The following is a 26,481-nucleotide window of genomic DNA, read 5'->3' as shown; positions in this document are numbered from 1 at the left end:
CGCCCATGGCCGACACCGAGGCGCTCCTGAAGGCGCTGCTCGACAGCCCGGCGCCGCCGCCGAAGCTCAGCGAGATCGGTCGCGTGGCGGAGGTGGGCGACGGCATTGCCATCGTGACCGGGCTCGCGCGGGCGCTGTCGGACGAATTGCTCGAATTCGCCTCCGGCGTCCGCGGGATCGTGTTCGATCTCGAGCCGGAGCGGCTGGGGGTGGTGTTGCTCGGCCCGTCCGAGGAGGTCGCGCTCGGCGAGACCGTGCACCGCACCGGCGAGGTGGTGAGCGTCCCGGTCGGCCCGGCGCTTCTTGGCCGCGTGGTCGATCCGCTCGGCCGGCCGCGCGACGACAGGGGGCCGGTGGAGGCCGCCGTCCGGCAGCCGATCGAGGCGGAGGCGCCCCTGATCCTGGACAGATCCGCGGTCTCGCGCCCGCTTGCCACGGGGGTGAAGGCGGTGGATGCGGCTGTGCCGGTGGGGCTCGGCCAGCGCCAGCTCATCATCGGTGACCGCCAGACCGGCAAGACCTCTGTCGCGGTCGACACGATCCTGAACCAGCGCGACACCGGCGTGATCTGCATCTATTGCGCCATCGGCCAGCGCGGCGATGCGGTGGCGAAGGTGATCGCGGCCCTGCGTGCCGGGCAGGTGATGGACAGCACCGTCGTGATCGCCGCCGGAGACGAGGATGCGCCGGGCCTCGCCTATATCGCGCCCTACGGGGCGATGTCGGTCGCCGAAGCCTTTGCCGCACAGGGCCGCGACGTGCTCGTGGTGATGGACGACCTGACGCATCATGCCCATGCGTATCGCGAGCTGTCGCTCCTGCTGCGCCGTCCGCCCGGTCGTGAGGCCTTTCCCGGCGACATCTTCTATGTCCATGCGCGGCTTCTCGAGCGGGCGGGCCAGTTTGCCGAACGCGTGGGCGGCGGCTCCATCACGGCCCTGCCGATCGTCCAGACGCAGGCGGAAAACCTCTCGGCCTATATTCCGACCAATCTCATCTCCATCACCGACGGGCAGATCTACCTGTCGCCGCGGCTCGTGCGCAAGAACCAGTTCCCTGCGGTCGATCTCGGCGTCTCCGTGTCGCGCGTCGGCGGCAAGGCGCAGTCGCGTGCCTTCCGCGAGGTGGCGGGCAACCTGCGGGTCACCCTGTCGCAATTCGAGGAGCTCGAGGATTTCGCCCGCTTCGGCACGCGGCTGGACGACCAGACCAGGGCCCGCCTCAAACGCGGCGCGGCGGTGCGCGCGGCCCTGCGGCAGCCCGAACGCGATCCGGTGGCGGCGCCGGTCCAGCTTGCGGTGCTCGTGGTGGCGATGGACGGCCTGTTCGACGGGATGGACGAGGCGACCATGACAGGGGCGATGGCGGCGATCCGCGCGGCGATGGAGGAGGACGACGCGGGCCTCGGCGTCCGGATCGCGGAGAACGAAAAACTGACGGAGGAGGACCGGGCGCGAGTCCTGGCGCGGGCGCGTGCGGCGGTCGAGGGGGCGGACCGTGGCGCAGTCACTTGAGGTTCTCGCCCACCACACCGAAACCCTGCACTCCATCCGGGGCATCGTGCGGACGATGAAGACCATGTCGGCCATCAATGCGCTTCCCTACGAACAGGCCGCCACCGCCATCGAAGCCTATCGGAACACCGTGCTGGACGGGTTCCATGCCTTCCTGCACCGCAACGGTCCGCTGCCGCGGGACCGGGCGCCCGCCGGCGCGCCCGTCGTCATCGCCTTCGGCTCGGATCACGGGCTCTGCGGCAATTACAACGAGCTGATCGCCGCAGAGGTCGACCGGACTGTCGAGGCCTCCCGCCTGATCTGCGTCGGGGCACAGTTGGAGGATGCGCTGGCGGGGCAGGGGCTCGGTGTTGCGGCGACGCTGTTTCCGCCGGCGACGGCCGACGGTTTGGGGCGGCTTGCCGGCCGTCTCATCACCCGGCTCGACGCGATGCGCCATGAGGCCGCGCCCGGTGACATCGCGGTGTCTCTGGTGTTCATGCAGCGCGCGGCGCATGGCCAGCAGGCGCCGGTCTCCCGCCGCCTGTTGCCGCTCGATCCCGAACTGATGGCCGAGCTCGCCGTGCGGCCCTGGACATCGCGGAGCCTGCCGCATTTGACCCTGACGCCCGACGCCCTGCTGGCCGCGCTGATCCGCAGCTACCTGTTCGCCGAGATCTTCCGCGCCGCCGCCGAGGCGCTCGTGACCGAGAATGCCTCCCGGCTCGCGCGCATGCAACAGGCCGAACAATCGGTCGACGAACGGCTGGAAGAGCTGACGGCGGAGACACGGTCGGTGCGGCAAAGCGAGATCACGACGGAACTTCTCGACGTGGTGATCGGGTTCGAGGCGCTGAAGGACCGTGACAAGCGCCGGCAGGGGGAGCCGCCCGCGGACCCGTCGGCCGGGGAGGACGGGACCGGGTGACAGAGGCATCGGCGTCCGTCGGCGCAGGCGGGAAGGACGGACTTGGCCCGTTCATGATCCGCCGCGGATGGCGCCACCGCGTCAGAACGCGCCCCTTATCAGGATCTTGCTCCGCAACTGGTCCAGGTTGACGCCGGCCAGCGTGCAAAGCGCATGGATGTCGTGGAGCGCGATATCCGTCCCGTGGCGATGCGCGACGATCCCGTCCTGCTCGAAACGCCGCAGCGTCCGGCAGACGTGAACGTTCGACAGCCCCGTGAACTGGCCGATGTCCTGCTGGGTCATCGGCAGGGCGAAGGAGGTCTCCCACGTCATCCCCACGGCCTGAAGCCTGACGTAGAGTTCCAGGAGGGCATAGGCGATGCGGCTGGCGGCGCTGCCCCGTCCCGACCTGAGAAGATGCTCCGCGACGCGCGCCTGGGCCGTCGACAGCGTCGCGACCAGTCGCCGGCGGATCGCCGCATCCTCCGCATCGGTTCCGCCGAGAATCTCCTCGCCGAGGGTTACGAATTTCGCATGGGTCAGGGCTTCGACCGAGCAGGCGGAGATCGGAGCGCGCTGCGCGGCGATCAGCGCGGAATCGCCGGGAAGAAGCAGGTCGATGATCTGCGTCTCCCCGTCCGGAAGCGCCTTGGTGAGGGCGACCCAGCCGTCCAGCAAGAGCAGGAGAAAGGTGGCGACATCGCCTTCGTGGCTTATGAAACTGCGTTTTTCGGCGGTTCGGACCTGCGGACCGGAGCCGCGCCTTTTCAATTTGACATCAAGGGCCGGGCTGACCTCGAATCCGTCTGCTTCAATCTGCTTCTTATGGAAATGCATGCTTCCAGCTCCCGGAAATGGCAGGGATCCGCAAAGTCCATAATGGCAGAGCGAAAAGGTCGCACAAGCTTGGGTTGTGGGCGTCAGCCGTTTTTCGCCGATTGCCTTGCGTCACGGCGGAAAACCCGGTGCGGATCGCGGCCCATGACAACGCCGCCTCCCGGCGAACCGCGAGGGCGCGCCGGGCCGCATGAGCCGCCGGCCGGGAGCGGGGCCGGCGGCTGGCGGATCAGTTCTTGGCGTAGACGGGGAACACGCTTGCGTCGCCGTAATCCCGGATCGGCTCGACGGCCTTCAGCGTCTCCATATCCGTCTCCGAGATTTCGAAGTCGACGGCGGCATTGCTGCGCATATGGTCGGGGTTTGCCGTCTTGGGCAGCGGCAGCAGGCCGAGTTGCAGGCAGTAGCGGATGCCGAGCTGCGGGACGCCGACGCCGTATTTCTCCGCCATCGCCCCGATCTCCGGGTTGTTCAGGATCTTGCCGTGTCCGACCGGGGAATAGGCTTCCACCACCATGCCCTTGCTCTTCGTGTAGTCGATAAGCTCGAAGGGCGTGTTGCTGATATGGGCGAGGATCTGGTTGAGCATCGGCTTCACGGACACGTTCCCGAGCAGGTTGTCGAGATCGGCCTGCTGGAAGTTGGACACGCCGATCGCGCGGAGCTTGCCGGCCTGATAGGCTTCTTCCAGCGCACGCCACGCCTCGAGGTTGCCTTCGAAGAAGCGGTCGTCGCTGCCGAATTCACCCCAGGGTTGCGGGCTGTGAATGATCATCAGGTCGATGTGATCCAGCCCGAGGGTTTCGAGCGAGCCGTCGATCGCGGTCTTCGCATTGGCATAGTCCTTGATACCGGCCTCCAGCTTGGTCGTCACGAATAGCTCGTCGCGGGCCACGCCGGAGGTACGAATGCCTTCGCCCACGCCGCGTTCGTTCGCATAGGCCTGCGCGGTGTCGACGTGGCGGTAGCCCATGGCGGTCGCGGCCTTCACGGCCTCGGCGACCTTGCTGTCGTCGATCATCCAGGTGCCGAGCCCCAGTTTCGGGATTTCGACACCGTTGGACAGTGTAAAGCTCTCTTCCAGAATCATTCGATCATCTTTCGTTTGAGGTTTCTTCGCGCCGCATGCGCTGTCGCGCGACCGGACGGAGGTCCATGCCGCCCCGCCGGACGGGAACCGGTCCCGGATCCCTTGCGCGGTCCAGTCTCGCCCCGGCACCGGCGGAAAGCGCCCTGCGGAGCGGATGCGGCAGGAGTCGTGGTCCCGATCCTAGCGCAGTCGGACCCTCCGGATAATCCGGGGAAAGTTGAACGCACTCATGAACTCCCGACATGAATGCGCCGAGTGATGCGGTTCCCTGGCCGGCCTCGCGGTCCGGGGTGAGGCCGGTGCGGTGTCTCACCGGCGCGGGACGGGGGTATCCTTCGCAGGTCGTGGCTCCTCGCGGAGTGCCATGCCGACCCGCCCCGCCGCATCGGAAAGCCGCCGCCCGATCTCCGCGATCTCCTCGTCGCGCAGGTCCGTCCGCGGAAAGGTCAGGCTCAGACTGCCCGTCACCTCGTCCTGCGCATCGAACAGCGCGGTCGCGACACCGGTCACGCCGGGGGTCACCGCCGCGACGGTGTGATGCCAGCCCCTGTGCCGCATCTCCTTGAGCCTGGCGCGGACCGCGGACAGGCTCTCACCGAGCCCGGCCTCGGCGAAAGCGGCGGGAGATTCCTCGTAAAGACGCGAAAGCTGATAGGGGGAAAGATGGGCGAGGATGACCTGCGACGCCGCGCCCTTCAGCAACGGCCGCGACCGGCCCCGTTCGAAATTGGAGCGCACCTCGTCGGTGCTGCTTTCCTGATGGACGCAGAGCACCCCCTGACGATACCGGCGGCAGAGCAGGCCCACGCTGCGATATTCTCCGGTCAATGCCTGCATCACCGGGCGCGCTGCGCGGATCAGGGGGTCGCTGACGATGATCTGATAGTCCATCTGGATGATCCGCGGGCCGAGACTGTAGCCGCGTCCCGGAAAGGAAGACAGCAATCCCGCATCGGTCAGGACCTTGAGATAGCGGTAGAGGGTCGAGCGGCTGAACCCCAAGCGGCCGAGCATCGCGTCGAACTCCCATTCCGGGCGTTCCTCGTCGAAAAGGTCCAGAATGCCCAAGAGTTTTTCGTGGCTCTGCATGTCGCGTCCCGTGTCTCCGCCTGCGGTCCCTCGCGGGACAGTAGGAGAGGGGAGGGAAGGTGCCAAGTCCGGGAGCCTGTTTTTATAGAAATCCTACAATGTGAGATAATTTGTTGACTTGGGCGACAGCCCTCCGTAGCCCTTGATCCTGTGAAGGAGAACCAAGGGAGAAAAGAATGGACACCCAAGTCACCATTGTCGGGGCGGGGCCCGTGGGGCTGACCCTCGCGGTCGATCTCGGTCTGCAAGGCATCACATGCACATTGGTCGAAAAGAAACCGCAGCCGGAATTCCTGCCGAAGATGGAACGCTGCAATGCCCGCACCATGGAAATTTTCCGGCGTATGGGATTGGCCGAACGGATAAGGGAGGCGGGGCTGGATGGCGATGTGCCGATGGACGTGTTCGTCGTCACGAAGATGACGGAAAAGCCCCTGCTGCATCTGGAATATCCATCGGTGAACGAGGCCCGCGCCATTTGTGAAGCCTCGGAGGATACGTCCGAGCCGGCCGAGCCGTATCAGTTGATTTCCCAGTATACCGTGGAGCCGCTGCTGAAATCCGTGGCGGAGAAACTGCCCACGGTCACCCTGGCCTACGATACGGAATTCGTCGATTTCAAACAGGATGCCCGCTCCGTCGTCACCACCTTGCGCCGTGGGGACGGACACACCTACGAACTGCGCTCCGACTATATGGTCGGCTGTGACGGCGGCGCGAGCCCGGTGCGCAAGACGCTCGGTATTCGTCTGCGTGGTGAAGGCAACCTGATGCAACTGCGTCAGGCGCTCTACCGTTGCGACGATCTGTTCGACCGTCTTCCGCTGGGCGAGGGGCCGGGACACGGGCGGCATTACCATGTCGCGGACAATCAGGCCTCCTTCCTCATCATGCAGGACTCGACCAAACACTGGACCCTGCACGCCGTCGTCGAAAGCGACGCGGCAATGGCCAGCCAGTTCGAAAAGGTCGTGGGCGCGGATGTCGATTACGACATGCTCTATGTCGGGGAATGGAAACAGAACCTGCTGCTGGCCGACCGCTACGGGCACGGTCGGGTTTTCCTCGCCGGGGATGCCGTCCATCTGGTGATCCCGACCGGCGGCCTCGGCATGAACACCGGCGTGGGGGATGCCATCGACCTGTCGTGGAAACTGGCCGCGACGCTTCAGGGCTGGGCCGGGCCGAACCTGTTGCGCTCCTACGAGGTCGAGCGCCGCCAGATCGGCGACCGCAACATCGGCGCGTCACGCTATGCCTCGCAAGGCCGCCGCAAATGGCGCGGGCAATGGCGACCCGGCTTCAACGACGACACGGCGGAGGGGCAGGCCCTGCGGGACAATCTTGCGCAGGTTGCAGACGTCGAACAGCGCAAGACCAACGAAATGATCGGCGCCGAGCTTGGCTATCGCTATGTGGACAGCCCGGTGATCTGGGACGAGCCCGGCGGGCCGGAGCATCTGTTCCGCAGCTACAACCCGACCGCCTGGACAGGCGTGCGGATGCCGCATGTCTGGCTCGCTCCCGGACAGTCGATCAACGACGGATTCGACCGCGGCTATTCCCTTGTCCGGTTCTCCGACAAGACCGATGCGGTGAGCGAACTTGCTGCCGCGTTCAAGCGGATCGGAGCGCCGTTCCGGGTGGTCGACCTGCCGGACCCGAAACTGCGCGAGCTTTATGGCCGGGACCTGTTCCTGCTGCGCCCCGATCTTCACATCGTGTGGCGTGGCAATGCCCTGCCGCAGGAGCCGATGACACTGGCGCTTCTGGCCACCGGCTATCCGGTCGAGGGAATGGGACGGCATCACCTCTGACCTGTCGGCCGCCGGACACGAAAAGCCCCCGGTTCCTGCGAACCGGGGGCTTTTGTGTCATGGTGGACAGGATCAGTGCGCGGGCGCCTTTTGCGGCAGGCCGAACCGACGCCAGACCCAGACAGCCCCGAGCACCAGCCCCGCCAGTTCGATCCAGAGGCCGAATGCTCCCACGTCCGCCGGGATCAGCAACATCAGACCCGCCGCCGCGACCCAGAGGCGTTCCGCGACCCCGAGCCGGGCGCGACAGAAGCCGACCATCGCGACGGACACCAGAAAGATGCCCGCCGAGGCCGACGCCACCGCCAGAACGATCCCCGGCCAGTCCCCCTGCATCAGCAGCGAGGGCGAGAAGACGAAGAGGAACGGCACGATGAAGGCCGGCCAGCCCACGCGCACCGAGGTCAGCGCGGTCTGCATCGCACTTGCCCCGGAAATGCTTGCGGCGGCGAAGGCGGCCACGGCGACCGGCGGCGAGATCATCGACATCATTCCGAAATAGAAGATGAAGAAATGCGCGGCGATCGGCATCACGTCGAGTTGCAACAGCGGCGGGGCCGCCAGCGTTGCCACCAACAGGTAGATGCCGGTGGTGGGCATCCCCATGCCGAGGAGGATGCACACGACGGCCGTCGCCAGCAGCAACAGCAGGAGGCTGTTCTGTCCGAGGCTGACGAGCAGGTAAGTCAGGCCGAACCCGAGGCCCGTCGTCTGGAGGACGCCGATCACGATCCCGGCGATGGCCCCGATCAGCACGATCTCCACCGATCCCCGGCCGGTGGTCAGGAGGGCCTCCCAGAGCTCTCGCGCCCGGACCCGCTGTCCCTTGTACCCGAAGACCAGGTTGAAGGCGATGACCGCCACGATGGCCCAGAACGCGGCCTCCGTCGGGGATTTGTTCTCGCTGAACAGAAGCCAGATCAGCACCGCGAAGGGCAACGGAAAATACCATCCCGCGCGGAGAACATCGGCAAGCCGCGGGATCATCTCCTCGGGCACGGGCGGAATGCGTTTCACCCCGGCCTCGAGATCGGCCTGCACGAGCACGGCAAGGAAGAAGAGGAAGGAAGGGATGATCGCGGCGACCACGACGGTCGCATAGGAGGTCTGCAACAGCTCCGCCATGAGGAAGGCCGCAGCCCCCATGACCGGGGGCATGAGCTGTCCGCCGGTGGAAGCCACCGCCTCCAGAGAGGCGGCCATGCGGGGGCTGTACCCGCCCCGTTTCATCAGCGGAATGGTGATGACGCCGGTGGAGGCGACATTGGCCACGGCACTGCCGGAAATGGAGCCGAACAGGGCGGAGGAGACGATCGCCATCTTGGCCGCGCCGCCGCGACGGCGACCGACGAGGGCTGTGGCGAGGTCGGTGAACCAATGCGCCCCGCCCGTCGCCTGCAAGACCGCTCCGAACAGGATGTAGATGACCACGATGGTTGCCACGATCTTGATCGGCGAGCTCATCATCGCGGTTGAGTCGATGGTGAGATATCCCAGCAGTTCGTCCAGCGGGCTGGCCCGCCCGCCCAGAGCGCCCGGCACCTTGTCGGCCAGAAGCGCGTAGACGAGGAAGACCAGCACCACCGCAACGAGGCTGAACCCCGCCTTGCGTCTCAACGCCTCGAGCAGGAGCGGGATCAGCCCCATGCCGATCCAGGAGATTTCCTGTTCGTAGCGGAAGAAATTGGTGGAGATCAGCGGATAGCGCCAGGCGGTCCAGAGGCAGATCCCGAGTCCGGCAGCGGCCAGAAGGAAGTCGACCCAGCGCGGATAGACCTGCTTCGGTGTCGATATGTAGGACGATCCGATGGCGCAGCCCAGGATGAGGAACAGGAGCTGTTCCTGAAAGACGGAGACCCCGAAACGGGAGGCGATATTTCCCCCGAGAACGAGGGCGAAGAAAGTGATGCCGAGACCGAGGGCCCGGTCCAGCGCCGTGACCGGCTTTGACATAATGTGCATGTGCGTGTCCTGTCCGTGTGCAGGAAGGGAAGCGCGGACATCGGGGAGTTTTCGTTGCTGACGCTCAACCGGGCGTCTCCCGCGTCCGTCGTCATCTCGCGCCCGCCCCTGTCCGGGGCGGACACGTGGCAGGTTCACCGAGCGTCGAGCCCGGCCTCCTCGTAATAGCGCAGCGCGCCGGGGTGGTAGTCCATGCCGAAATCCGTGTGAAGCCGTTCCGTGCTGTAGTCTGCCCAGAGCGGACCGGAGGCATGAAGTGCCGCCTCGTTTTCGGCCAGTGCACGGGTCACGGCGTAGACGACATCCTCCGGCACATCCTTATGCGCGAAAAGGACGGTTTCGTAGACATGCAGCCCCGTCGGTTCCTCGATCCCGTCCAGCCCCTCGGCCGGTTCCACCACCTCGATCCGGGTTTTCGGGAGAGCGGCCATCATCTCCTCGTCCGGCTCCAGCGGGACATAGCGGATCCCGCCGTCGATCGTTGCATCCATTTCCCGAACCGCGGCGGAGCCGGCGGCCGCGATCACCGCATCCACCTGCCCCTCCCGGAAAGCCTGCCAGCTGTTGGGCAGCGAGGTGACAGGGACGCCCGTGACATCGTCGCGGCTCATTCCCGACCCGGCCAGAAAGGCGTCCCAGAAATATTCGAACAGCGGAGAGGCGTTGTAGCCGGACGGAATGCGTTTTCCTTTCAGCTCGGCCACGGTGCTCACGCCGCTTTCGTTGGAGACGATCACACCTTGCACAAAGGGCGCGAGGGTGGCGACGATGCGGAGATTCTCATGCGGCTGCCCTTCCGACAGCATCGTGCCCGTGACGCCCATGTAATATTGCATGGAATTGGAAATGCCGAAGTCGATCCGGCCCATATCCACGCCCGTCATGTATTGCTGTGTCCCGGCCATTGCCTGCGGACGCATCTGATGGTCCGACTGTGACGACACGACGTTCGACACGGCCGCGCCGAGCTGCGCCACCGCGCCGCCTTCGGTCGTCCCGACACTGAGAACCTGTGCCGAAGCCGCCGTGGCCAGAGACATGGCCAGTCCGGCCACCAATCCCGTGATCTTGAGCATCTTCTCCTCCCTGTGATGCGATTTGGTGGTCAGGCAGCAGGTGTCCGGCTGCCTGACCCTGCGGTATCAGTCCTTCTTCAGCCCGAAAAAATCCTGTGCGTTGCGATAGGAGATCTTTTCGCGGGCTTCCGGAGACATCTCGATGGATTCCAGAACCTTGATCGTGTCACGGATATAGCCCGGCCCGCGTTCCGGATCGAACGGGCTGTCCGAGGCGAAGAGCACCTTGTCCTCGCCGTAGAATTCCAGCCCGCAAAGCGTCGCGGCCCGCGAACCGAACACGGCGGTGTCGGCGTAGAAATCCTTGAAATAGTCCAGCGGGCGCTTCTTGAGGCTCTTGAGCACGAGGCTCAGATCCTCGTCGGTTGTGCGTTTGCCGAGCTGGTCCATCCCCGGCCCGACGCGCCCCTCGAAATAGGGGACCATGGCGCCGAGATGGTGCCCCAGCACCTTCAGGTCCGGCAACCGGTCCATCATGCCCGAGAACACCAGCCGCGCCATGGCCGCGCTGGTTTCGTAAGGCCAGCCGAAGGTCCACCAGATCTCGTATTTGGATTTCTCCTCGTCGATGTAGTCCGGCATGTTGGAACCGCGCGACGGGTGCAGGAGCACCGGCTTGCCATGCCTTTCCGCCATCTCGAAAACCGCGAAATATTCGTCGTTGTCGAGCGCGCGGCCGTTCACGTTGGTATGGATCTGCAACCCGTTGGCGCCCAGATCGGTGAAGGCCCGTTCCGCCTCGACCGCGGCATTGGGGGAATTCATCGGCAGCGAGGCGATGAACCCGGCGAAGCGGTCGGGATGACGGTCGACCAGGTCGGCCATGCCATCGTTGGCCAGACGCGCATATTCCTCCGTCTCCGCCGGGGCGCCGAGGCTTTCGAGCGGCGGCATGCCCAGCGAAAGTATCTGGGTGTAATCGTCGAACTGGTCCATCACGCGGAAGCGTTCTTCCAGATCGTAGATCGCCGGAATGCCCCGCATCCTCTGGCCGATATCGCGGATCGTCCCTTCGGAGGTCTGCATCTTGTCCCACAACGGTTTGGGAAAGAAATGGTTGAAGGCGTCGATGTATCTCACTCTTTGTCCTCCTTGAGATCGTTCCAGGCAAGGCTACGAAGCCAGGGGAAATGTGACAAAGACCGTTTGCCTCTTAATGATATAAGAAATACTTCTATCTTATCCGGAGAAGGCAGGAGGAGCCGCGGATGAATCTCAAGCAACTTCGCTATTTTGCCGAGGTCGCCCGGTGCGGAAGCCAGACATCCGCGGCGCAACGGCTGAATGTGTCCCAGCCGGCGCTGGGGCTCCAGATCCGCGAACTGGAGGCGGATCTGGGCGTGCGCCTCTTCCATCGCCGCAGCCGGGGCATGGAGCTGACCGCCGCGGGAAAGGAACTCCTCGGCCGGACCGACCGGGTCCTGCGCCAGATGGAGGAGATGCGGCAGGCCATGCGCGCCTTTGCGGAGGTTCCCCGCCGGAGGCTGAGCCTCGGCACGCCGCCCACGCCGGGAAAGTTGCTGGTGCCGCCGCTGCTGCGGGCCCTCGCGAGCCAGGAGGCGGTCACGCTGGCGCTTCACGAAGGACTGTCCTCGGACCTGGCGGCCCATATCAGGAGCGGAGACCTCGATCTCGCCCTGACCTACGATCCGGTGCCGGACGCGACCCGGCCAAGTGCCGTCCTCGCTCATGACGACCTCATTCTGGTCGGCCCTCCGGGACGGCTGGGCGGCGGGGAAGAAGCCGTCAGCTTTCGCGCGCTCGGGGCCTTTCCCATGGTGATGGACAGCCCGAAGCAGATCACGCGGCGCCTCCTCGACAAGATGGCGCATCAGGAAAATGTCGAGCTTCAGGTCGTGCTCGAGGTGGATTCCGTCAATCTCAAACGCGAGGTCATCCTCTCTCAGGGCTGTTTCGCCATCGTCCCGCGCGGCCTGTTCGTGGAAGCCCTCACGGAGGGGCGTTTCGCCTGGGCGCCGATCGCCGATCCCTGCATCACCCGCACGCTCTACCTGATGGCGCGCCGGGCATTGCCCGAGGAGGATTTCGCGCTGATCCTCGAGACCCTGTCCCCCATCGTCGCGGACTACATCCGCAGTGCCGAGGTCAACTGGCGTCGGCCATAGGCGCCGGCAGACCGGATCAGCCGGGATCGTTCGCCGCCGCGAGGCGGCCGGCAAGGGCGGGAAGGGCGGCGACGATCAGGAATACCCGCAGGACGTGATGCGCCGCGACCATCGCCGGGTCGATCATCAGGGCCAGGGCCACGACCCCCAGTTCCGGCGCGCCGCCCGGCAGGTAGGACAGGAAGAGCGGCGCGGTCCCGACGCCGGTGAGCGGCGCGACCACGCTGGCCCCGGCGAGCGATCCCAGCGCGAGGACGATGCCGACGAGGGCGGCGAGCCAGCCGTCCCGGACGATCTGGCGCAGCGTGTAATTGGCGAAGCGCGCCCCCACGCCGGAGCCGATGACCACCTGTGCGAGGATCGACAGCAGCGGCGGGACATGCACCGTCACGAGCCCGGTCGCATGCAGCAGCGCCGAGACGAGCAGGGGCACCAGCAGCATTCCCGACGGAAGGCGGACGCGCGAGGCGACGAACCAGCTTCCCACCGCGGCAAGGGCCAGAAGCCCGTGGCGCAGCGGGTCGAGCGCCTCGGCGCCGTGGAAGGCGGTGCGGTTGGCGGCGGCGAGGTCGATGCCGGAGATCTGCTGGATCACGATGGGTGCCGTGACGAGAAGGACGATGAGCCTCGCGCTGTGGCAGAGGACGACGCGGTTCACCTCGGTCTTGTGCTCTTCGGCCAGCATGGTGACCACCGACAGCCCGCCGGGCATCGCGGCGAACATCGCCGTGGTGCGGTCCATGTTGCCCCAGCGGCGGAAGACGCCATAGGCGAAGAGCGCGAAGGCCAGAGACAGGAGCGACATGGCGAGCAGGCTCGCGCCCCAGCGGCCGGACTGGGCGACCACCTCCTGCGTGAAGCCGGTGCCGAGCATCGTTCCGATCGCCACCATGGCATAGCTGCGCCAGTTGGAGGGAAGGCCGGAGCGGAATTCCGTGGCCTGCGCGGTCAGGGCGGTGGCCGTCAGGCTTCCCAGCACCCAGGGCAGGGGCAGGGACAGCAGGTTGAACGTGAGCCCGCCCGCTGCGCCGATGGCCATGGTCAGGGCGCCGCGGCGGACGGGGGAAAGGGACATGCTCACCCCTCCGGCCGCGCGGTCTTGCGCCGGCGCAGCGACTTGAGAAGCGGCGCGCCGACAAGCACCAGCAGCATGATGACGAAGAGGGTCAGGGCGATGGGACGTTCCATCAGATAGGCGAGCGGATGCCCGTTCGAGATTTGCAGCGTGCGCACCAGTTCTCCTTCCATCATGCGGCCGAGCAGCAGGCCGATGACCGTTGCCGCGACCGGATAGTCGCTGCGGCGCATCAGCCATCCCAGCCCGGAGAAGGCGGCGACGGTGAGCGGTCCGGCGACGGTTCCGGTGATCCCATACCCGCCCCAGGCGCACATGGCCAGCACGCTCGGTACGAGATAGGCCAGCGGGACCCGCACCACCATGCCGAGGATCCTCAGCATCAGCAGGCCGATCACCGCCAGCAGCACGACCTGCCCAAGGTTGCCGAGGATGATCGAATAGACGATGTCGGTCTGGTTGCGGATGAAGGATGGCCCGCCGATGATGTTGTGGAAGGAAAAGGCGGCCAGCAGGACCGCCGTCGCCGCACCGCCCGGAATGCCGAGCGCGAGAAGCGCGGTCATCGAGCCGCCCTCGGAACTGCTGTTGGCCGATTCCGCGGCGATCAGCCCTTCGGGGGCGCCCTTGCCGAAGGCTTCGGGGGTTTTCGAGCTGCGCCGGGCCTCGCCGTAGGAGACGAGGTTGGCGACGGAGGAGCCCACGCCGGGGATCGCGCCGATCACCGCGCCGATCAGGCTACCGCGGATCAGCACCGCCGGATAGCGGAAGGTCTGCCCGACGCCTTTCAGGATCTTCGGAATGGAGATGTCCCGCTGGCTTTCGTCCTGCACGAGATAGCTGTTGCCGCGCAGGCGCAGAAGCTCGGAGGCGGCGAAGATGCCGATCATCGCCGGCACCACCGGGATGCCGTCGAGCAGGTGCGGGTTGCCCACGGTGGTGCGCATGATGCCGGTGGTGGACATGCCGATCTGGCTGAGCATCAGGCCGAAGGTGCCGGCCATCAGCCCCTTGGCGAGGCTCGACTCGTTCAGCGTGGCGATCAGGGTGAGGCCCCAGAGCACGACGATGACCATTTCCGAAGGGCCGATCTTGAGCACGAAGGCGGCCAGCGGCTCGATCAGCATCAGCAGCAGGACATATCCGACGAAGGTGCCGATGACGGAGGCGGCAAGCCCGAGGCCGAGCGCCTCGTTGTGCTTGCCCTGCCGGGCCATCGGATAACCGTCGAAGGCGGTCGCGATGGAGGAGGACGAGCCGGGAATGTTCATCAGGATCGCCGTCACCCCGCCGCCATAGGCGCCACCGGTGAAGATCGAGGTCAGGAAGAGCATCGCCTGGAGGAAGTCCATGCCGAAGGTGACCGGAAGGAAGACGGCCATGGCCATGGAAATCTGGAGGCCGGGGATCGAGCCGAAGATGAGTCCGATCAGGAGGCCGGGAATGACCCAGAGCCAAGGGGAAAGGCTGCTGAACAGCAGGTCGATGGCCTGCATCATGGCAAATTGGTCGATCATGTCAGAGCACCAGCGTCAGCATGGGGTAGGGGAAGAGGGAGCCGAACCCCTTGACGAGAAGGATGGTGAACAGCGCGGCGAAGAGCGGCGGTTGCCACCAGCCCTTGCCGCCGCTCATCACCACGCCGCCCCAGATGAAGAGGAAGGTCGCGACGTCGAAGCCGATCCCGGTCAGGGCAAGGCAGAATACGGCGAAGCCCGCGAGCAGCATGAGATCGCCCCGGACGGAGCCGGTGTCTTCCGTTGCCTCCGCGGCTGGCCTGCGGAAGGCGGCGATCACGATCACCAGCGTCAGGACGGCCATGGCGATGGCGACCGGGACGACGACGATCAGGTTGTTGAGGCGGGAGGAGGCGGAAACGGCGCTCCATGTGATGAACCCTGCGATGCTCAGCATGAGGCCGAGCAAGACGGCATGGGATGCGGAAAATTTGCGGGTCACCTGGTGTCCTCCCCGTTTGGCGTGTGCTGTGGGTGGCGCGGAGGGCGAGCCTCCGCGCCGGCCGGATCACTCCTGCGTCTCGAAACGCTTCAGGATGTCGAAGTTGGACTGGATGATCTCGGTGGTCCGTTCCGGCCCGAGCCATTCCGTGCCGATTTCCTGCGCCTGGAGGGAGGCGACGAACTCCTCGTCCTCGAGCACCGCCTTGTAGGCGTCGACCATCTGCTGAAAGGCTTCCGGGTGCTCTTCCTTGAAGGCGGCATGGGCGGCAAGGCCGCGCATCGAGCCGGCGAGCACCGGCACGCTTTCATGGCCGGCATCGGCCAGCGCCGCGTTGAGCGTGGGCGCGTCCCAGTTCGGATCCTGCGCGTCGGCGGCGATGGCCAGCGGACGCACATATTCCTCGATCGACAGGGTGCCGTCGGCGGCGAGCACCGTCATGTCCACCTGGCCGCCGGCCACGGCCGTGCGCGCAGCGCCGCCGGATTCGTAGGTCACGACGCGGACGGCGCTCCCGTCGAGGCCGAAGGCTTCGAGCGCCAGCTCCAGGTTGATCGCGCCGGTCGAGCCGGGGACGACCGAGACCTTCAGCGTGCCGGGATTCTCCGCGGCCGCGGCCATGAACTCGGCGAGCGTGGTATAGGGCGTGTCGGCATTGACCGCGAACAGGTCGTAGTCGTTCCACTGGCCGTTGATGAAGGCGAAATCGTCGAGCGTGTAATCCGCGTCGAACCGCAGGATGGCGTTGGTGATATAGGGGTGAATCGAGCTCGCGAGGAAATAGCTCCCGTCGGTCGGCATCTGCGTGAAATAGGTGTGGCCGACATGCCCGCCGCCGCCTTCCTGGTTGATGACCGAAATCGGCACGCCGATCTCGTCCTGGAGGCGCTGGGCGAGCGCGCGGGCGGTGCGGTCCGCCGAGCCGCCCGGTCCGAGCGCGACGACGAAGGTGATCTTGCGCGGCGGCCAGTTGTCCTGCGCGGCCGCGGCGAGCGGCGTCAGCGCGGTGGCCAGCGACAGGCCGAGCAGGCCGGCGGTAAACAGACGTCTTTTCATGATCGAGGTTCCTCCCTGAGATCTGCGACTAAAATTGTATTACAATACTTGTTATCGTTTCGATGGTTTTTTTGTCAATAGCGGGGAATTCGTTGACACATGTCCTTTCTATTCTGTATTTTGAGGGAAATTGTAAGGCAAACTCCCGGACGTGCCGGAGTGTTTGGAGGCTTGGATTGTCAACAAAACAGGAAGATTCGCGCGGCCTCGTCTCTGAGCGACTCGCATCCGAACTGCGCAGGGACATTCTCGACGGGCGCCTGGCGCCCGGCACGCGGCTGGGAGAGGTTGCCCTGGCCGAGCGGTTCGATGTGAGCCGCGGACCGGTGCGCGCGGCTCTCAATCTCCTGAACGAGATCGGCATTGTGACCATCGTGCCCAACAGCGGGGCGCGCGTGCGCGTCATCGGGCGCGAGGATGCGCAGGCGCTCTACGAGGTGCGCGCGGCACTCGAGGGCGAGGTGGCGATGCTGGCCGCGCAAAAGGCGGGTGCCGAGACGGCGCGCCGCCTGAGGGACCTTCTCGGCCAGCACGCGGGGGAGATCCGGGCGCGTCCCGACGGGGCCTATCTCCAGACCGGCGGAGACCGGGATTTCCACCTGGTGATTGCGGAGATGGCCGCGAATCCGATCCTCGAGCGCTACCTGTCGCGGGATCTCTATCCCCAGCTCGCGCTTCTGCGGGTCAAGCATCGCAACGTGAGGGGGCGCGGGGCCGAGGCCCTGCGCGAACACGAACGGATCGCGGCGGCGATCGCGGACGGCGACCCGGAAGTCGCCGGCCTGCTGATGCGCCGTCACATCCGCAACAGCTGGACGGCGCTGGAAGCGCAGCTGTCCGAGACGGAGGAAGATCGCACATGAAACAGCATCGTATCCCCGCCGTGTTCATGCGCGGCGGCACGTCCAAGGCCGTCGTCCTGAAACGGTCCGACCTGCCCGCGGAGGAGGCGGACTGGCCCGCACTCTTCGCCGCCATTCTCGGCAGTCCCGATCCGCACAAGCGTCAGCTCGACGGCATGGGGGGCGGGATTTCCTCTCTCAGCAAGATCTGCGTGATCGGCCCGTCCACGCGGCCCGACGCGGATATCGACTACACCTTCGCGCAGGTGGGGGTCGTGGACGAGACGGTGGATTTCAGCGGCAACTGCGGCAACATGAGCTCCGCCATGGGGCCTTTCGCCTATGACGAGGGGCTGGTCGCCGGGCCGCGGGACGGCGAGGCCGTGGTGAGGATCCACAACACCAATTCCGGCAAGGTCATCGTGTCGCGCTTCCCCGTCGCGGAGGGAGAGGCCGAGGTCAGCGGCGATTTCGCCATTCCGGGCGTGCACGGGACGGGGGCGCCGGTGGCGCTCGATTTCCTCGATCCCTCGGACACGTTCGGGCGGGGCGCGCTGCCGAGCGGGCATCCCGTGGACCGGCTGGAGCTGTCGGACGGGCGTTCGGTGCGGGTGACGATGATCGACGCCGCCGTACCCTCCGTCTTCGTGGCGGCGGCGGATGTGGGCGGGAATACCTGTGTCCACCCGGAGGAGATCGACGCGGACGACGCGCTGATGGCGCGGCTCGAGGAGATCCGCCAGCGCGCCTCCGTCGCGATGGGGCTGACGCCGGATCGCGACGCCGCCGCGCGCCGCATCGCCACGCCGAAGGTGGCGATGGTGGGGCCGGCCGCTGACTATGCCGACCTGTCCGGGGAATGCCATGCCGCCGCGACGCAGGACTTGCAGATCCGCATGATCTCCGCGGGACAGGCCCACCGTGCCGTGCCGATCACCGGCGCGCTGGCGCTGGCCAGCGCCGCACTGACCGGGGAAACGGTGGTGGCCGGATGTGTCTCGGAAGGGGCGGATCCGCTGAATTTGCGGATCGGCACCCCGAGCGGGATCGTCACCGTCGGTGCGACGCGCGACCCGGATGACGGGAAGATCGCTTCCGCCCGCATCCTTCGAACCCAGAGGCGCCTGATGGAAGGGCAGGTCCATGTCCCGGCAGACCGCCTTTCACCTTCCGCCCCCACCGCATGAAGAAAGAGAAGAATCCATGCTCAATCACGAGATCAATCGCACTTTCAAACACCGTCTCCTGACCGGAGGCCCTGTATTGATGCCCGGTGCGGCCAATGCGCTGGCGGCGCGGATCATCGAGGACCAGGGGTTCGAGGCGGTCTATCTCTCCGGCGCGGGACTGACCAATACCTATCTCGGCATGCCGGACCTGGGGTTCGTGAACCTGACCGAGATCGCGCAGCACACCTCGACCATCCGGGACGCGACCGAGCTGCCGATCGTGGTCGATGCCGACAACGGCTTCGGCAATGCGCTGAACGTGCGCCACACCATCCGCACGCTGGAGCGCGCCGGGGCAAGCGCGGTGCAGCTCGAGGACCAGAAGACGCCCAAGCGCTGCGGGCATTTCTCGGGCAAGGAGGTCGTGCCGCTCGACGAGGCGCGCTCGCGCATCCGCGCGGCGGTGGATGCGCGCCAGGACGAAAACATGCTGATCGTGGCGCGGACCGACGCGCGCGCCACCGACGGGTATAACGAGGCGCTGGACCGCGCCGCGGCCTTCGTCGAGGACGGGGCGGACATCACCTTCGTCGAGGCGCCGCAGAGCGTGGAGGAATTGCGGGGCATCCCCGCCGCGCTGAAGGACACGCCGCAGCTGGTCAACCTCGTGGTCGGGGGCAGGACGCCGATCCTCGACGCTTCGGAACTGGGGGAGATGGGCTTTTCGCTCATCCTCTATGCCAATGTGGCGTTGCAGGCCGCGGTCCACGGCATGCAGAAGGCCCTGGGCCAGCTCAGGGAAAACGGCCGGATGGACGAGGACGGCCCGGTCGCGAGCTTCCTCGAACGTCAGCGCATGGTGCGCAAGGATCTCTTCGACGAACTGGAACAGCGCTACGCGGTCTGAATTTCGCACGCCGGACCGCCCGGTGGCGGAGATCTTGGGGGGATGATCCGCTCCGCGGACCTCTCCGATCTCACCGGGCATAGGTGATGTCGATCTCGATCCGCCGGTTTCTGGCGCGGCCCTCCTCTGTCGTGTTGTCCGCGATCGGGCTGCTTTCGCCGCGGCTTGCGGTCAGCACGCTGGCGGGGTCGACGCCGCGGGAGACGAGGGCGCGTGTCACCGCGCCGGCGCGGGCCGCGGCGAGGCCGAGGTTGTCGCCATAGGGGCCGCCGGCAAGGGGAATGTCGTCGGTATGGCCGGTGACGACGATCTGGCGGTCGGGGCGGTTGCTGGCGGTTGCGATACGTTCCATGACCGCGCGGGCGTCCGCCGACAGCTCGGCAGAGCCCGAGGCGAAGGACCTCTGCGGGTGTGCGGGCATCGCCCAGTCGGCCAGCGGAACGCCCCTCGAATACTGGCACATCGCCTTCGCGCGCCACGAGATCGTCCTTGCCGAAGGGGTCGAGGCCGAAAGCCTCCATTTCGGCCCGGAGGCGCTCAGAACGCTGCACCCGGACGGGATCGAGGAGCTGCGTTGCCTCTTCGGGGCGCGCGATTTCGGCGCGGGGCGGGGGCTCGCCCGAAGGGAGGTCCGCGGATCGCGGGCGCGCAGGCTCGTCGAGCGGATCACCATGAACGGGCATGCGTTGCAGGACCATGCCGCACTGCGCTAGCGCGGGGCGCGGGGCGTCAGTCGAGCGCCACGTCGACGCGCGTTTCCTTCTCCTGCGGGACCGCTTCCGTCCGGGGAGTTGCGATCGCGTTCTGGTGAAGGCGGATGCGCCAGAGATGATAGGCGACGCGGTGGAGCCACCGGAGCGCGTCGAGCCGGGCGAGCGCGATCTCGTCTGAGATCCGTCCGAAGACGGCATCCTCGACGATCCGGTCGCGGGGATGTTTGCGCTGATCGTGAAGAAGCCGCCGGAGCCGGTCGAGCATCTCCTCCGTTGCCGGATCGTCCGGGGACCGCGCCTGCCGCGCCGCCGCGGACACGATGAGACCGCGCAGGCGGCGCAGGCGCGGCGTGTCGCCGAGCGCGGAGATCCGGCGCCTCTGGTCGCACCGGTAGAGGAGCCGCAGCAGATGATCGAGCGCGTGAAAGCATTCCGCGACCGTCGCCGCGAGATCGGGACGGTCGGCGGGAAGCCTGATGCGGTCGAGATAGTCGCGCAGCTCGATCAGGGCGGCCTCGATCTCCGCGCGGGCGGGAAGTCTCGCATCGGGCGGGAGATCGGCGCCGAGACTGCGGCAGAGATGGTCGCAGACCGCCGTGTTCAGCCGCGCGAGCGTCGCCACGGCAAGCTCCGCGGCGATGTTCGGGACGCCCAGAACGGCGGGGTCGAGCCCTCGGGTCAGGGGTGAGCCGCGCTCGGGGACGAGCCATTCCACCAGCCGCGCGAACTGGCGCGTGACCGGCAGCATGAGGGCGACGCCGGCCCCGTTGAAGAAGCTGTGAAACCCGACGAGCGCGATCTGCCCGCTTCCCTCCGCGATCCACGGCGCCGCGACGGCGGTGAACGGGCCGAGAAGGAAAAATGCGATGAGGCCGGTCATCAGGTTGAAGAGCACATGGGCAAGGCCGGTCCGCCGCGCCATCGTCCCGCCGCCGACCGTCGCGAGAAGCGCGGTGAAGGTCGTGCCGACATTCATGCCGATGACGAGCGCCGCGGCCTGCGGGAAATTGATCGCCCCGGCGCCGAGTGCGGCGAGCGCGGTCGCGACGCCCGCGCTCGAGGATTGGGTCACGAGGGTGATCGCGATGCCGATCGCGACGAGTTCGAGCCGGCCGATGATCGTGTCGGGCGGAAAATCCGAGGGCGTGAGCACGCCGCTGAAGGCGGCGAGACCGTCCTTGAGATAGTCGATCCCGACGAACAGGAGGCTGAACCCCGTCACGGCCTGCCCCAGCAGCACGAGCCGCGCCCGGCCCGACAGCTGGAGGAGCGCGCCGGCAAGGATCAGCGGCAGCGCCAGTTCGCCGAGATCGAGCTTGAAACCGAGCGTCGCCACGAGCCAGCCGGTGATCGTCGTGCCGATATTCGCGCCGAAGATGATCCCGAGGGCCTGTGAGAAGGTGAGCATGCCGGAGGCGACGAAGCCGACAGCCGCGACGGTGGTGACGCTGGAGGACTGGACCACGGCCGTGGTCAGCGCCCCCGTGATCGCCCCGCTGAGCGGTGTGCGGGTGAACCGGACGAGCAGCGCACGCGTCTGTCCCCCCGCGAGCCCCTTGAGGCCGGAGGTCAGAAGCAGCATCCCGACAAGAAACATGCCGATGCCGCCGAATGCGGAGAGCGTTTCGCGGATCATGACCTGCAATACCACGCCACGGGATGAGGGCAATCGGGCTTGTCTGCCAGCCGGGCGCGGGCGATCCTGGGGGCGGGAGACACCGGACCTGTCCCGCGGGCCCTTGCGGGGTCGCCGAAATCCCGCGGCCGGCGCCCGGATCGGTGACGACGAGGCGGGGGCGGGGATGCGCGGCGTGCGTGCGATCCTCGTGAACGTGCCCGATATTCCCGGCGGTGCAAGACGCGCGTAGGGGCCGACGCGCGCAGACGGCATGAACAGGTCGGATGGAGAAGGCGACATGGATCATCCGCCGCGCCCATGGACAAGCCCGGACAGGCGCCGGGCCACGCCGCGCGGGCAGGCCGGGTGGAGAGGCGGCGGCACCCGAAAGGGCGGTCGTGATGCGAAAGGGCAAAGGGCCGGCTGTCGGCTCGGGGAGCCGGACTCCCTTCCGTTCCCGAGCCTTGTGGCGAGTTCGCCACCTGTCGGCTACAGCAGGTCAGCGGAGCCTCCGGGAACGCCATTCCCGGTCCGCCTGCCGCCGGGATGTCCTGTGCTGCGCCTTCCGGGAAATGTGGCTGGGGTGGTAGGATTCGAACCTACGGTACGCGGTACCAAAAACCGTTGCCTTACCACTTGGCTACACCCCAACGTGGGGGGCTAATTAGACCGAGTGCGCGCGGGGCGCAAGCCCTTTTTCGCGAAATATTCCACCGGCGGAGACCTGCCGGGCGCGGGGTCCGTCGGCGGCGGGAAACGGGGCGGGGCGGGCGGTGTCGGCCGCCCCTGCCGAGCTCAGGAGGAGACCTGCTCGCGCAGCACGGCGGCGGTCAGGGAGGCCATGAGATAGATGCCCGCGAAGATCAGCAGCGAGAGCATCGTGTTCTCGAACTTGCGCGGATAGGTGGGTTCGTCCGGGGCGACCGGGCGGGAAGAAAGCGACAGGTAGCGCACCTGGCGGTTGGCCTCGATCCGGGCGGCCTCGAGCGACTGGATCGCCTGCTGCGCCATCGCCTGCCGGGTGGCGAGATCGACCTCCGCCATGCGCAGCTCGGCACTGACGCGGGCGAGCGAGTTGGAGCTGCCCTGCGCCTGCGTCAGCTGCGAGCGCAGGTTGGCGATCAGCGCCTCGAGCCGCCGGATGTCGCCCTGCGCCCCATCCACGCGCGCCTGGTTCGGGCGCGGGTTGTCGAGGAGCTGCTGCAATTCGAGCCGCTTCTGCTGCAACTGGGTCTCGAAGGAGGAGACCTGGCCCATGATCGAGGCGGTTTCGGCATCGGGGGAGATGATGCCGAGCTGTTCCTGAAGCGCGACCACGCGCTCCTGCGCGTCGGTCATCTTCTGTTCGGCATCGTCGAGACTGTCGCGCGCGCCCTTCATCTGGTCCTCGCGCAGCCTCTGGGTCAGGTGGTCCACCTGTTCCTCGGCATAGTCGATGAGCAGTTCGGAGAAGCGCTGCGAGGTCTCGGGATCGGCCGCGATCACCTCCATGCGCAACAGCCCCTCGGTCGGGTCGTAGCCGATGCTGATCTTGTTGCGATAGACCTTGTAGGCCTGTTCGTTGGTCGGGTTTTCCGGCAGGCGCTGGATCGCGTCGATGGCCTCGGAGGAGAAATGCGCCTTGAACCCCGCGTCGGCGTCGAGCCGCAGCATCGCATCGCGCGAGTTGAGGAAATCCTGCACCGCGATCGAGTCCTGCGAGGTGGCGAAGGAGGTGCCCGACAGAAGCCCACCGAGCCCGCCGCCGCCCATGCTCGGCGCCTCGGCCTGCTGGATGACGAAGGCGGACTTGGTCGCGTACATGGGCGAGGCGATGGTGTAGAAATAGATGCCGGCAAGGAGCGTCGGAATCCCGACGAAGACGGCGAGCCGGGCCACGAGAAGCAGCATCTTGCGCCGGCGGCGCCGGGCGATGTCCTGCTGGATCGCGGAGATCTCCGAATCGCGGCTGAGCCGGTCGAGGATGTCGGGCGAGGGCAGCTTCGGCGCCGGGTCCACCGTCTTCGGCAGCGCCGGTCCGGGGGTGGTGGTGAGCGCACGCGACTGCGGTGCCCCCTCCGTCGAGACGAGCTCGAGCATGGCGGCGCGCTGGAACGGGTCGATCCCCTGCTTGCGCAGCAGCCGGACCGCATCGAAATCCGAGGTCGCCGCGATCCCGTGCTTCTTCGCGACGCGCCGCGCCATGCGGAGCTGCCGCCCGGTCAGGCCCTCGCGGCGGATCTCGTCGATCTCGGCGTCGATGCCGGTTTCGTCGGCGGGCGTCACGTCGCCGGTCTTCGCCTCCTCCGTCTCGGGGGCGTCGAGCGTTTTGGCGACGGCGCCGCGTCCGCGCCTGCGCGGGGCGGTGTCCTGTTCCGGGGCCGCGCTATCCTCGGCGCCTTCCGCGGCGGCGGAGCCGGGAAAGGGCGCATCGCCGAACCCGTCCGCCCCCGCGTCGTTGTCGAAAAGGCGGTCGGGGTCGGGGGCGGCGGGACGCTCCTGCCGCGGGCCGTTCTCCCCGCGCGGGAGCGGCGCATCGGCACCGGCCTCCGGCGCGGCGGAGGCGCTGGCGGCACGCGGGGCACGGCGGACACGAAACTTCTGCGCTTTAACCTTGGTAGTCATAAAGTGCTTTCGCCTCTTCCAGAGTGTCGAACATGTGCAACTTTCCGTTGCGCAGCACCGCGGCCGAGCGGCAGAATTTCTCGAGCGTCGCCGCCTGGTGCGATACCACGACGACGGTCGACCGTTCGAGCCGCTCGCGCAGGATCCCGCCGGCCTTGCGGTTGAAGTTCACGTCCGCGGTCGACGGCATCCCCTCGTCAATGAGATAGATATCGAAATCGAGCGCGAGCAGCAGCGCGAAGGACAGCCGCGAGCGCATCCCCGCCGAAAAGGTCGAGACCGGCATCTCGAAATATTCCTCGAGATCGCAGAGCCAGCGGCAGAACGCCTCGACATAATCCGGATCGAGATCGTAGAGTTCCGCGATGAAACGGACGTTCTCGCGCGCCGTGTGCTTGCCGATGAGCCCGCCCATGAACCCGAGCGGAAAGGACACGCGGCAGCCGCGGCGGATCTCTCCCTCGTCAGGCTTCTCGAGGCCCGACATCATGTTGATGATCGTCGTCTTGCCCGCGCCGTTCGGGGCGAGGATGCCGAGCGAATTGCCGAGTTCGATGCGAAAAGAGGCGCGGTCAAGGATCACCTTGCGCTGTTTCCCGGTCCAGAAGGACTTGCTGACATTGTCGAACTCGAGCATCGGTCTCTGCCCTGAAACTGCCTGATCCCCGCGCGCGGGTCTGCCGAAGGGTCTTTACATAGTCTGCCTTTCAGACGGCATTATGTCGTCGCTTCCCCCCTAAATCCATCTCAGAACGTGCAATTGTGGCCACAATGAGGCCCGATCGCGTGGATTTGGCCTCATCGCGCATACAGTGCACCCCGGAGGGGATCTAGTGGTGCCGTTTCTGGACGCGACACAGTTTCCCCGCCACGATGGAGACGATCGCCGCCGCGAAGGAGAAGAGCGCGCCCATCTTCGCCGCGGCCTGCACCGGGGTCTCGCCGAGCATGGTGCCCGCGTCGAAGGCGACGGAGGCGATGAAGAGCGAGACGGTGAAGCCGATGGCGGCGACGCAGCCGATCACCAGCAGGTCGATCGTGCGCATCCCCTTGGGCAGCCCGAGCCGCAGCACATGCGCCGCGAGCATGCCCATGAGCAGGATCCCGACCGGCTTGCCGATCAGCAGGCCCGCCAGCACGAGCCAGGTCGGCTCGCCGATCGCGTTGAACTCGACGCCCGCATTCAGCAGCCCGAAGAAGAAGAGGATGACCTCCACCGGCATTTTCAGCTTGTGCTCGATGTCGTTGAGAAGGTCCGACAGATGTTCTTCGGCCTCCGCGAAGATCCCGAAGGCGCGGTCGGCATGGGGGATCGTCGGCACGATCGGCAGAAGCCCGAGCGCCGGGTGGATGCCCGCCCGCATGAACCCGTACCAGGAAATGCAGCCGGCGATCAGATAGGGCCAGAAGGAGAGGTTCTTGCGCACCCAGGTGGAATTCGGGCGCAACTGGTTGCCGGCATCGAGCTTGCGCGGCAGCCAGTTGACCAGAACGAAGACGAGCGCCGCCACGCCGAGCGACAGGAGCAGCCATTCCGGCGCCAGCTCGCCGGTGGGATAGAAGATCGCGAGGATCACGAGCCCCGCCGCATCGTCCGCGATCGCGAGGAGCAGCAGGAAGCGCACCGCCGGATGACCCGCGCCGAAGACCACGCGGCCGACGAGATAGGAGAACGCGATGTCGGTCGCGGTGGGCACGGCCCAGCCGTGTTTCACGGCGTCGAACGTGTCCGAGCCCAGGACCAGCGCGAGGCCGAGGTAGACGGCGATCGGGCCGATCATGCCGCCCGCGGTGGCGATGAGCGGCGTCGCCGCCTTCTTGCCGCGCAGGCTGCCGTTCCTGAGGATCACTGCCTCCCAGACCTCCTTCGCGGCGATGGCGAAGAAGAAGGCCATGAGCACGTCGTTGAACAGGTAGTGCATGGTCAGAGTGCGGTGGACATGGCCGGCCTCGTCGGCATGGGGATGGCCGATGAAGAAGTTTTCGGCGAGCGGAAACTCGACGAAGGCATGATAGGACTGTGCGTCAACATTCGCCCAGATCAGCGCGCTGATCGCGCCGAAAATGAGGAGAAGCGAATAGTTGGAGATGAAATTCCAGACTCGATACATGCCTGCCCTCCGGTCCCTGCTTGT

23 protein-coding genes and 1 tRNA gene are annotated in these 26,481 nt (G+C 66.7%); 8 read left to right on the top strand and 16 right to left on the bottom strand.

Annotated elements, in window-relative coordinates:
- The first annotated feature begins 5 nt into the window (after positions 1-5).
- Positions 6-1,514 carry a F0F1 ATP synthase subunit alpha gene (locus P73_RS18790; protein WP_245629197.1) on the top strand — a complete coding sequence of 503 codons (1,509 nt, stop codon included), beginning with the start codon at positions 6-8 and terminating at the stop codon, positions 1,512-1,514.
- Complete coding sequence (locus P73_RS18785; protein ID WP_043871950.1) at positions 1,498-2,424, top strand: F0F1 ATP synthase subunit gamma; 927 nt, start codon at positions 1,498-1,500, stop codon at positions 2,422-2,424. Before P73_RS18790 ends, P73_RS18785 begins: the two co-directional genes overlap by 17 nt.
- An 81-nt stretch (positions 2,425-2,505) precedes the next feature.
- On the opposite strand, the gene P73_RS18780 is transcribed toward P73_RS18785, so the two are convergent.
- The 3 genes from P73_RS18780 to P73_RS18770 form a co-directional block, all read right to left on the bottom strand.
- Complete coding sequence (locus tag P73_RS18780; protein WP_052453412.1) at positions 2,506-3,243, bottom strand: Crp/Fnr family transcriptional regulator; 738 nt, start codon at positions 3,241-3,243, stop codon at positions 2,506-2,508.
- 229 nt (positions 3,244-3,472) lie between these two features.
- Positions 3,473-4,333: an aldo/keto reductase gene (locus P73_RS18775; RefSeq protein ID WP_043870768.1), complete on the bottom strand. Its 861-nt coding sequence runs from the start codon at positions 4,331-4,333 to the stop codon at positions 3,473-3,475.
- Between the two features lie 309 nt (positions 4,334-4,642).
- Positions 4,643-5,422: an IclR family transcriptional regulator gene (locus tag P73_RS18770; protein ID WP_052453411.1), complete on the bottom strand. Its 780-nt coding sequence runs from the start codon at positions 5,420-5,422 to the stop codon at positions 4,643-4,645.
- A gap of 176 nt (positions 5,423-5,598) precedes the next feature.
- Here P73_RS18770 and P73_RS18765 point away from each other — a divergent pair, with 176 nt between their 5' ends.
- Positions 5,599-7,239 carry an FAD-dependent monooxygenase gene (locus P73_RS18765; RefSeq protein WP_043870767.1) on the top strand — a complete coding sequence of 547 codons (1,641 nt, stop codon included), beginning with the start codon at positions 5,599-5,601 and terminating at the stop codon, positions 7,237-7,239.
- Positions 7,240-7,311: 72 nt separating this feature from the next.
- On the opposite strand, the gene P73_RS18760 is transcribed toward P73_RS18765, so the two are convergent.
- The 3 genes from P73_RS18760 to P73_RS18750 form a co-directional block, all read right to left on the bottom strand.
- The gene (locus P73_RS18760) at positions 7,312-9,201 is read right to left on the bottom strand and encodes a TRAP transporter permease (protein ID WP_052453410.1); all 1,890 of its coding nucleotides are present in this window, start codon (positions 9,199-9,201) and stop codon (positions 7,312-7,314) included.
- Between the two features lie 134 nt (positions 9,202-9,335).
- The gene (locus tag P73_RS18755; RefSeq protein WP_043870766.1) at positions 9,336-10,277 is read right to left on the bottom strand and encodes a TAXI family TRAP transporter solute-binding subunit; all 942 of its coding nucleotides are present in this window, start codon (positions 10,275-10,277) and stop codon (positions 9,336-9,338) included.
- Positions 10,278-10,343: 66 nt separating this feature from the next.
- Positions 10,344-11,357, bottom strand: a complete 1,014-nt coding sequence (locus P73_RS18750) for an amidohydrolase family protein (RefSeq protein ID WP_043870765.1) — start codon at positions 11,355-11,357, stop codon at positions 10,344-10,346.
- A gap of 128 nt (positions 11,358-11,485) precedes the next feature.
- Between P73_RS18750 and P73_RS18745 the strand changes: the two genes are divergently transcribed.
- Entirely contained in the window at positions 11,486-12,403 is a 918-nt protein-coding gene (locus P73_RS18745) for a LysR family transcriptional regulator (RefSeq protein ID WP_043870764.1), read from the top strand.
- 16 nt (positions 12,404-12,419) lie between these two features.
- Here P73_RS18745 and P73_RS18740 read toward each other — a convergent pair whose 3' ends face one another.
- The 4 genes from P73_RS18740 to P73_RS18725 form a co-directional block, all read right to left on the bottom strand.
- Complete coding sequence (locus tag P73_RS18740) at positions 12,420-13,478, bottom strand: AbrB family transcriptional regulator (protein WP_043870763.1); 1,059 nt, start codon at positions 13,476-13,478, stop codon at positions 12,420-12,422.
- Positions 13,479-13,480: 2 nt separating this feature from the next.
- Positions 13,481-14,995 carry a tripartite tricarboxylate transporter permease gene (locus P73_RS18735; RefSeq protein WP_043870762.1) on the bottom strand — a complete coding sequence of 505 codons (1,515 nt, stop codon included), beginning with the start codon at positions 14,993-14,995 and terminating at the stop codon, positions 13,481-13,483.
- A 1-nt stretch (position 14,996) separates the two neighbouring features.
- Positions 14,997-15,437, bottom strand: coding sequence for a tripartite tricarboxylate transporter TctB family protein (locus P73_RS18730; RefSeq protein ID WP_043870761.1), 441 nt, complete (start codon positions 15,435-15,437; stop codon positions 14,997-14,999).
- A gap of 66 nt (positions 15,438-15,503) precedes the next feature.
- Positions 15,504-16,493: a tripartite tricarboxylate transporter substrate binding protein gene (locus P73_RS18725; RefSeq protein ID WP_043870760.1), complete on the bottom strand. Its 990-nt coding sequence runs from the start codon at positions 16,491-16,493 to the stop codon at positions 15,504-15,506.
- A gap of 176 nt (positions 16,494-16,669) precedes the next feature.
- Here P73_RS18725 and P73_RS18720 point away from each other — a divergent pair, with 176 nt between their 5' ends.
- Genes P73_RS18720 through P73_RS18710 form a run of 3 tightly spaced genes read left to right on the top strand, consistent with a single transcriptional unit; the run spans position 16,670 to position 19,411 of the window.
- A complete protein-coding gene (locus P73_RS18720) occupies positions 16,670-17,356 on the top strand; it encodes a GntR family transcriptional regulator (RefSeq protein ID WP_043870759.1) in 687 nt (228 codons plus the stop codon).
- Positions 17,353-18,522 (top strand): 2-methylaconitate cis-trans isomerase PrpF family protein, encoded by a 1,170-nt coding sequence (locus tag P73_RS18715; protein ID WP_043870758.1) that lies wholly within the window; start codon positions 17,353-17,355, stop codon positions 18,520-18,522. The genes P73_RS18720 and P73_RS18715 overlap by 4 nt, the downstream gene beginning before the upstream one ends.
- A gap of 16 nt (positions 18,523-18,538) precedes the next feature.
- A complete protein-coding gene (locus P73_RS18710; RefSeq protein ID WP_043870757.1) occupies positions 18,539-19,411 on the top strand; it encodes an isocitrate lyase/PEP mutase family protein in 873 nt (290 codons plus the stop codon).
- A 70-nt stretch (positions 19,412-19,481) separates the two neighbouring features.
- Here P73_RS18710 and P73_RS26550 read toward each other — a convergent pair whose 3' ends face one another.
- Positions 19,482-19,763 (bottom strand): OmpA/MotB family protein, encoded by a 282-nt coding sequence (locus P73_RS26550; RefSeq protein WP_052453409.1) that lies wholly within the window; start codon positions 19,761-19,763, stop codon positions 19,482-19,484.
- Between P73_RS26550 and P73_RS26545 the strand changes: the two genes are divergently transcribed.
- Positions 19,762-20,124: a Hint domain-containing protein gene (locus P73_RS26545; RefSeq protein WP_052453408.1), complete on the top strand. Its 363-nt coding sequence runs from the start codon at positions 19,762-19,764 to the stop codon at positions 20,122-20,124. The genes P73_RS26550 and P73_RS26545 overlap by 2 nt on opposite strands.
- Positions 20,125-20,140: 16 nt before the next feature.
- Here the strand turns inward: P73_RS26545 and P73_RS18700 are convergent, their stop codons facing one another.
- The 5 genes from P73_RS18700 to P73_RS18680 form a co-directional block, all read right to left on the bottom strand.
- Complete coding sequence (locus P73_RS18700; protein WP_043871945.1) at positions 20,141-21,760, bottom strand: Na/Pi cotransporter family protein; 1,620 nt, start codon at positions 21,758-21,760, stop codon at positions 20,141-20,143.
- Between the two features lie 557 nt (positions 21,761-22,317).
- Positions 22,318-22,392, bottom strand: a tRNA-Gln gene (locus P73_RS18695).
- Between the two features lie 145 nt (positions 22,393-22,537).
- Positions 22,538-24,346, bottom strand: a complete 1,809-nt coding sequence (locus P73_RS18690; RefSeq protein ID WP_043870756.1) for a KpsE/RkpR family capsule polysaccharide export protein — start codon at positions 24,344-24,346, stop codon at positions 22,538-22,540.
- Entirely contained in the window at positions 24,330-24,983 is a 654-nt protein-coding gene (locus P73_RS18685; protein ID WP_043870755.1) for an ABC transporter ATP-binding protein, read from the bottom strand. Before P73_RS18685 ends, P73_RS18690 begins: the two co-directional genes overlap by 17 nt.
- A 193-nt stretch (positions 24,984-25,176) precedes the next feature.
- Entirely contained in the window at positions 25,177-26,457 is a 1,281-nt protein-coding gene (locus P73_RS18680) for a Na+/H+ antiporter NhaA (RefSeq protein ID WP_043870754.1), read from the bottom strand.
- Positions 26,458-26,481 lie beyond the last annotated feature (24 nt).

Source organism: Celeribacter indicus (assembly GCF_000819565.1).
GTDB classification, from domain to species: Bacteria; Pseudomonadota; Alphaproteobacteria; order Rhodobacterales; family Rhodobacteraceae; genus Celeribacter; species Celeribacter indicus.
The sequence above is the reverse complement of the archived record's forward strand: the minus strand, read 5'-3'. Positions and strand labels throughout refer to the sequence as shown.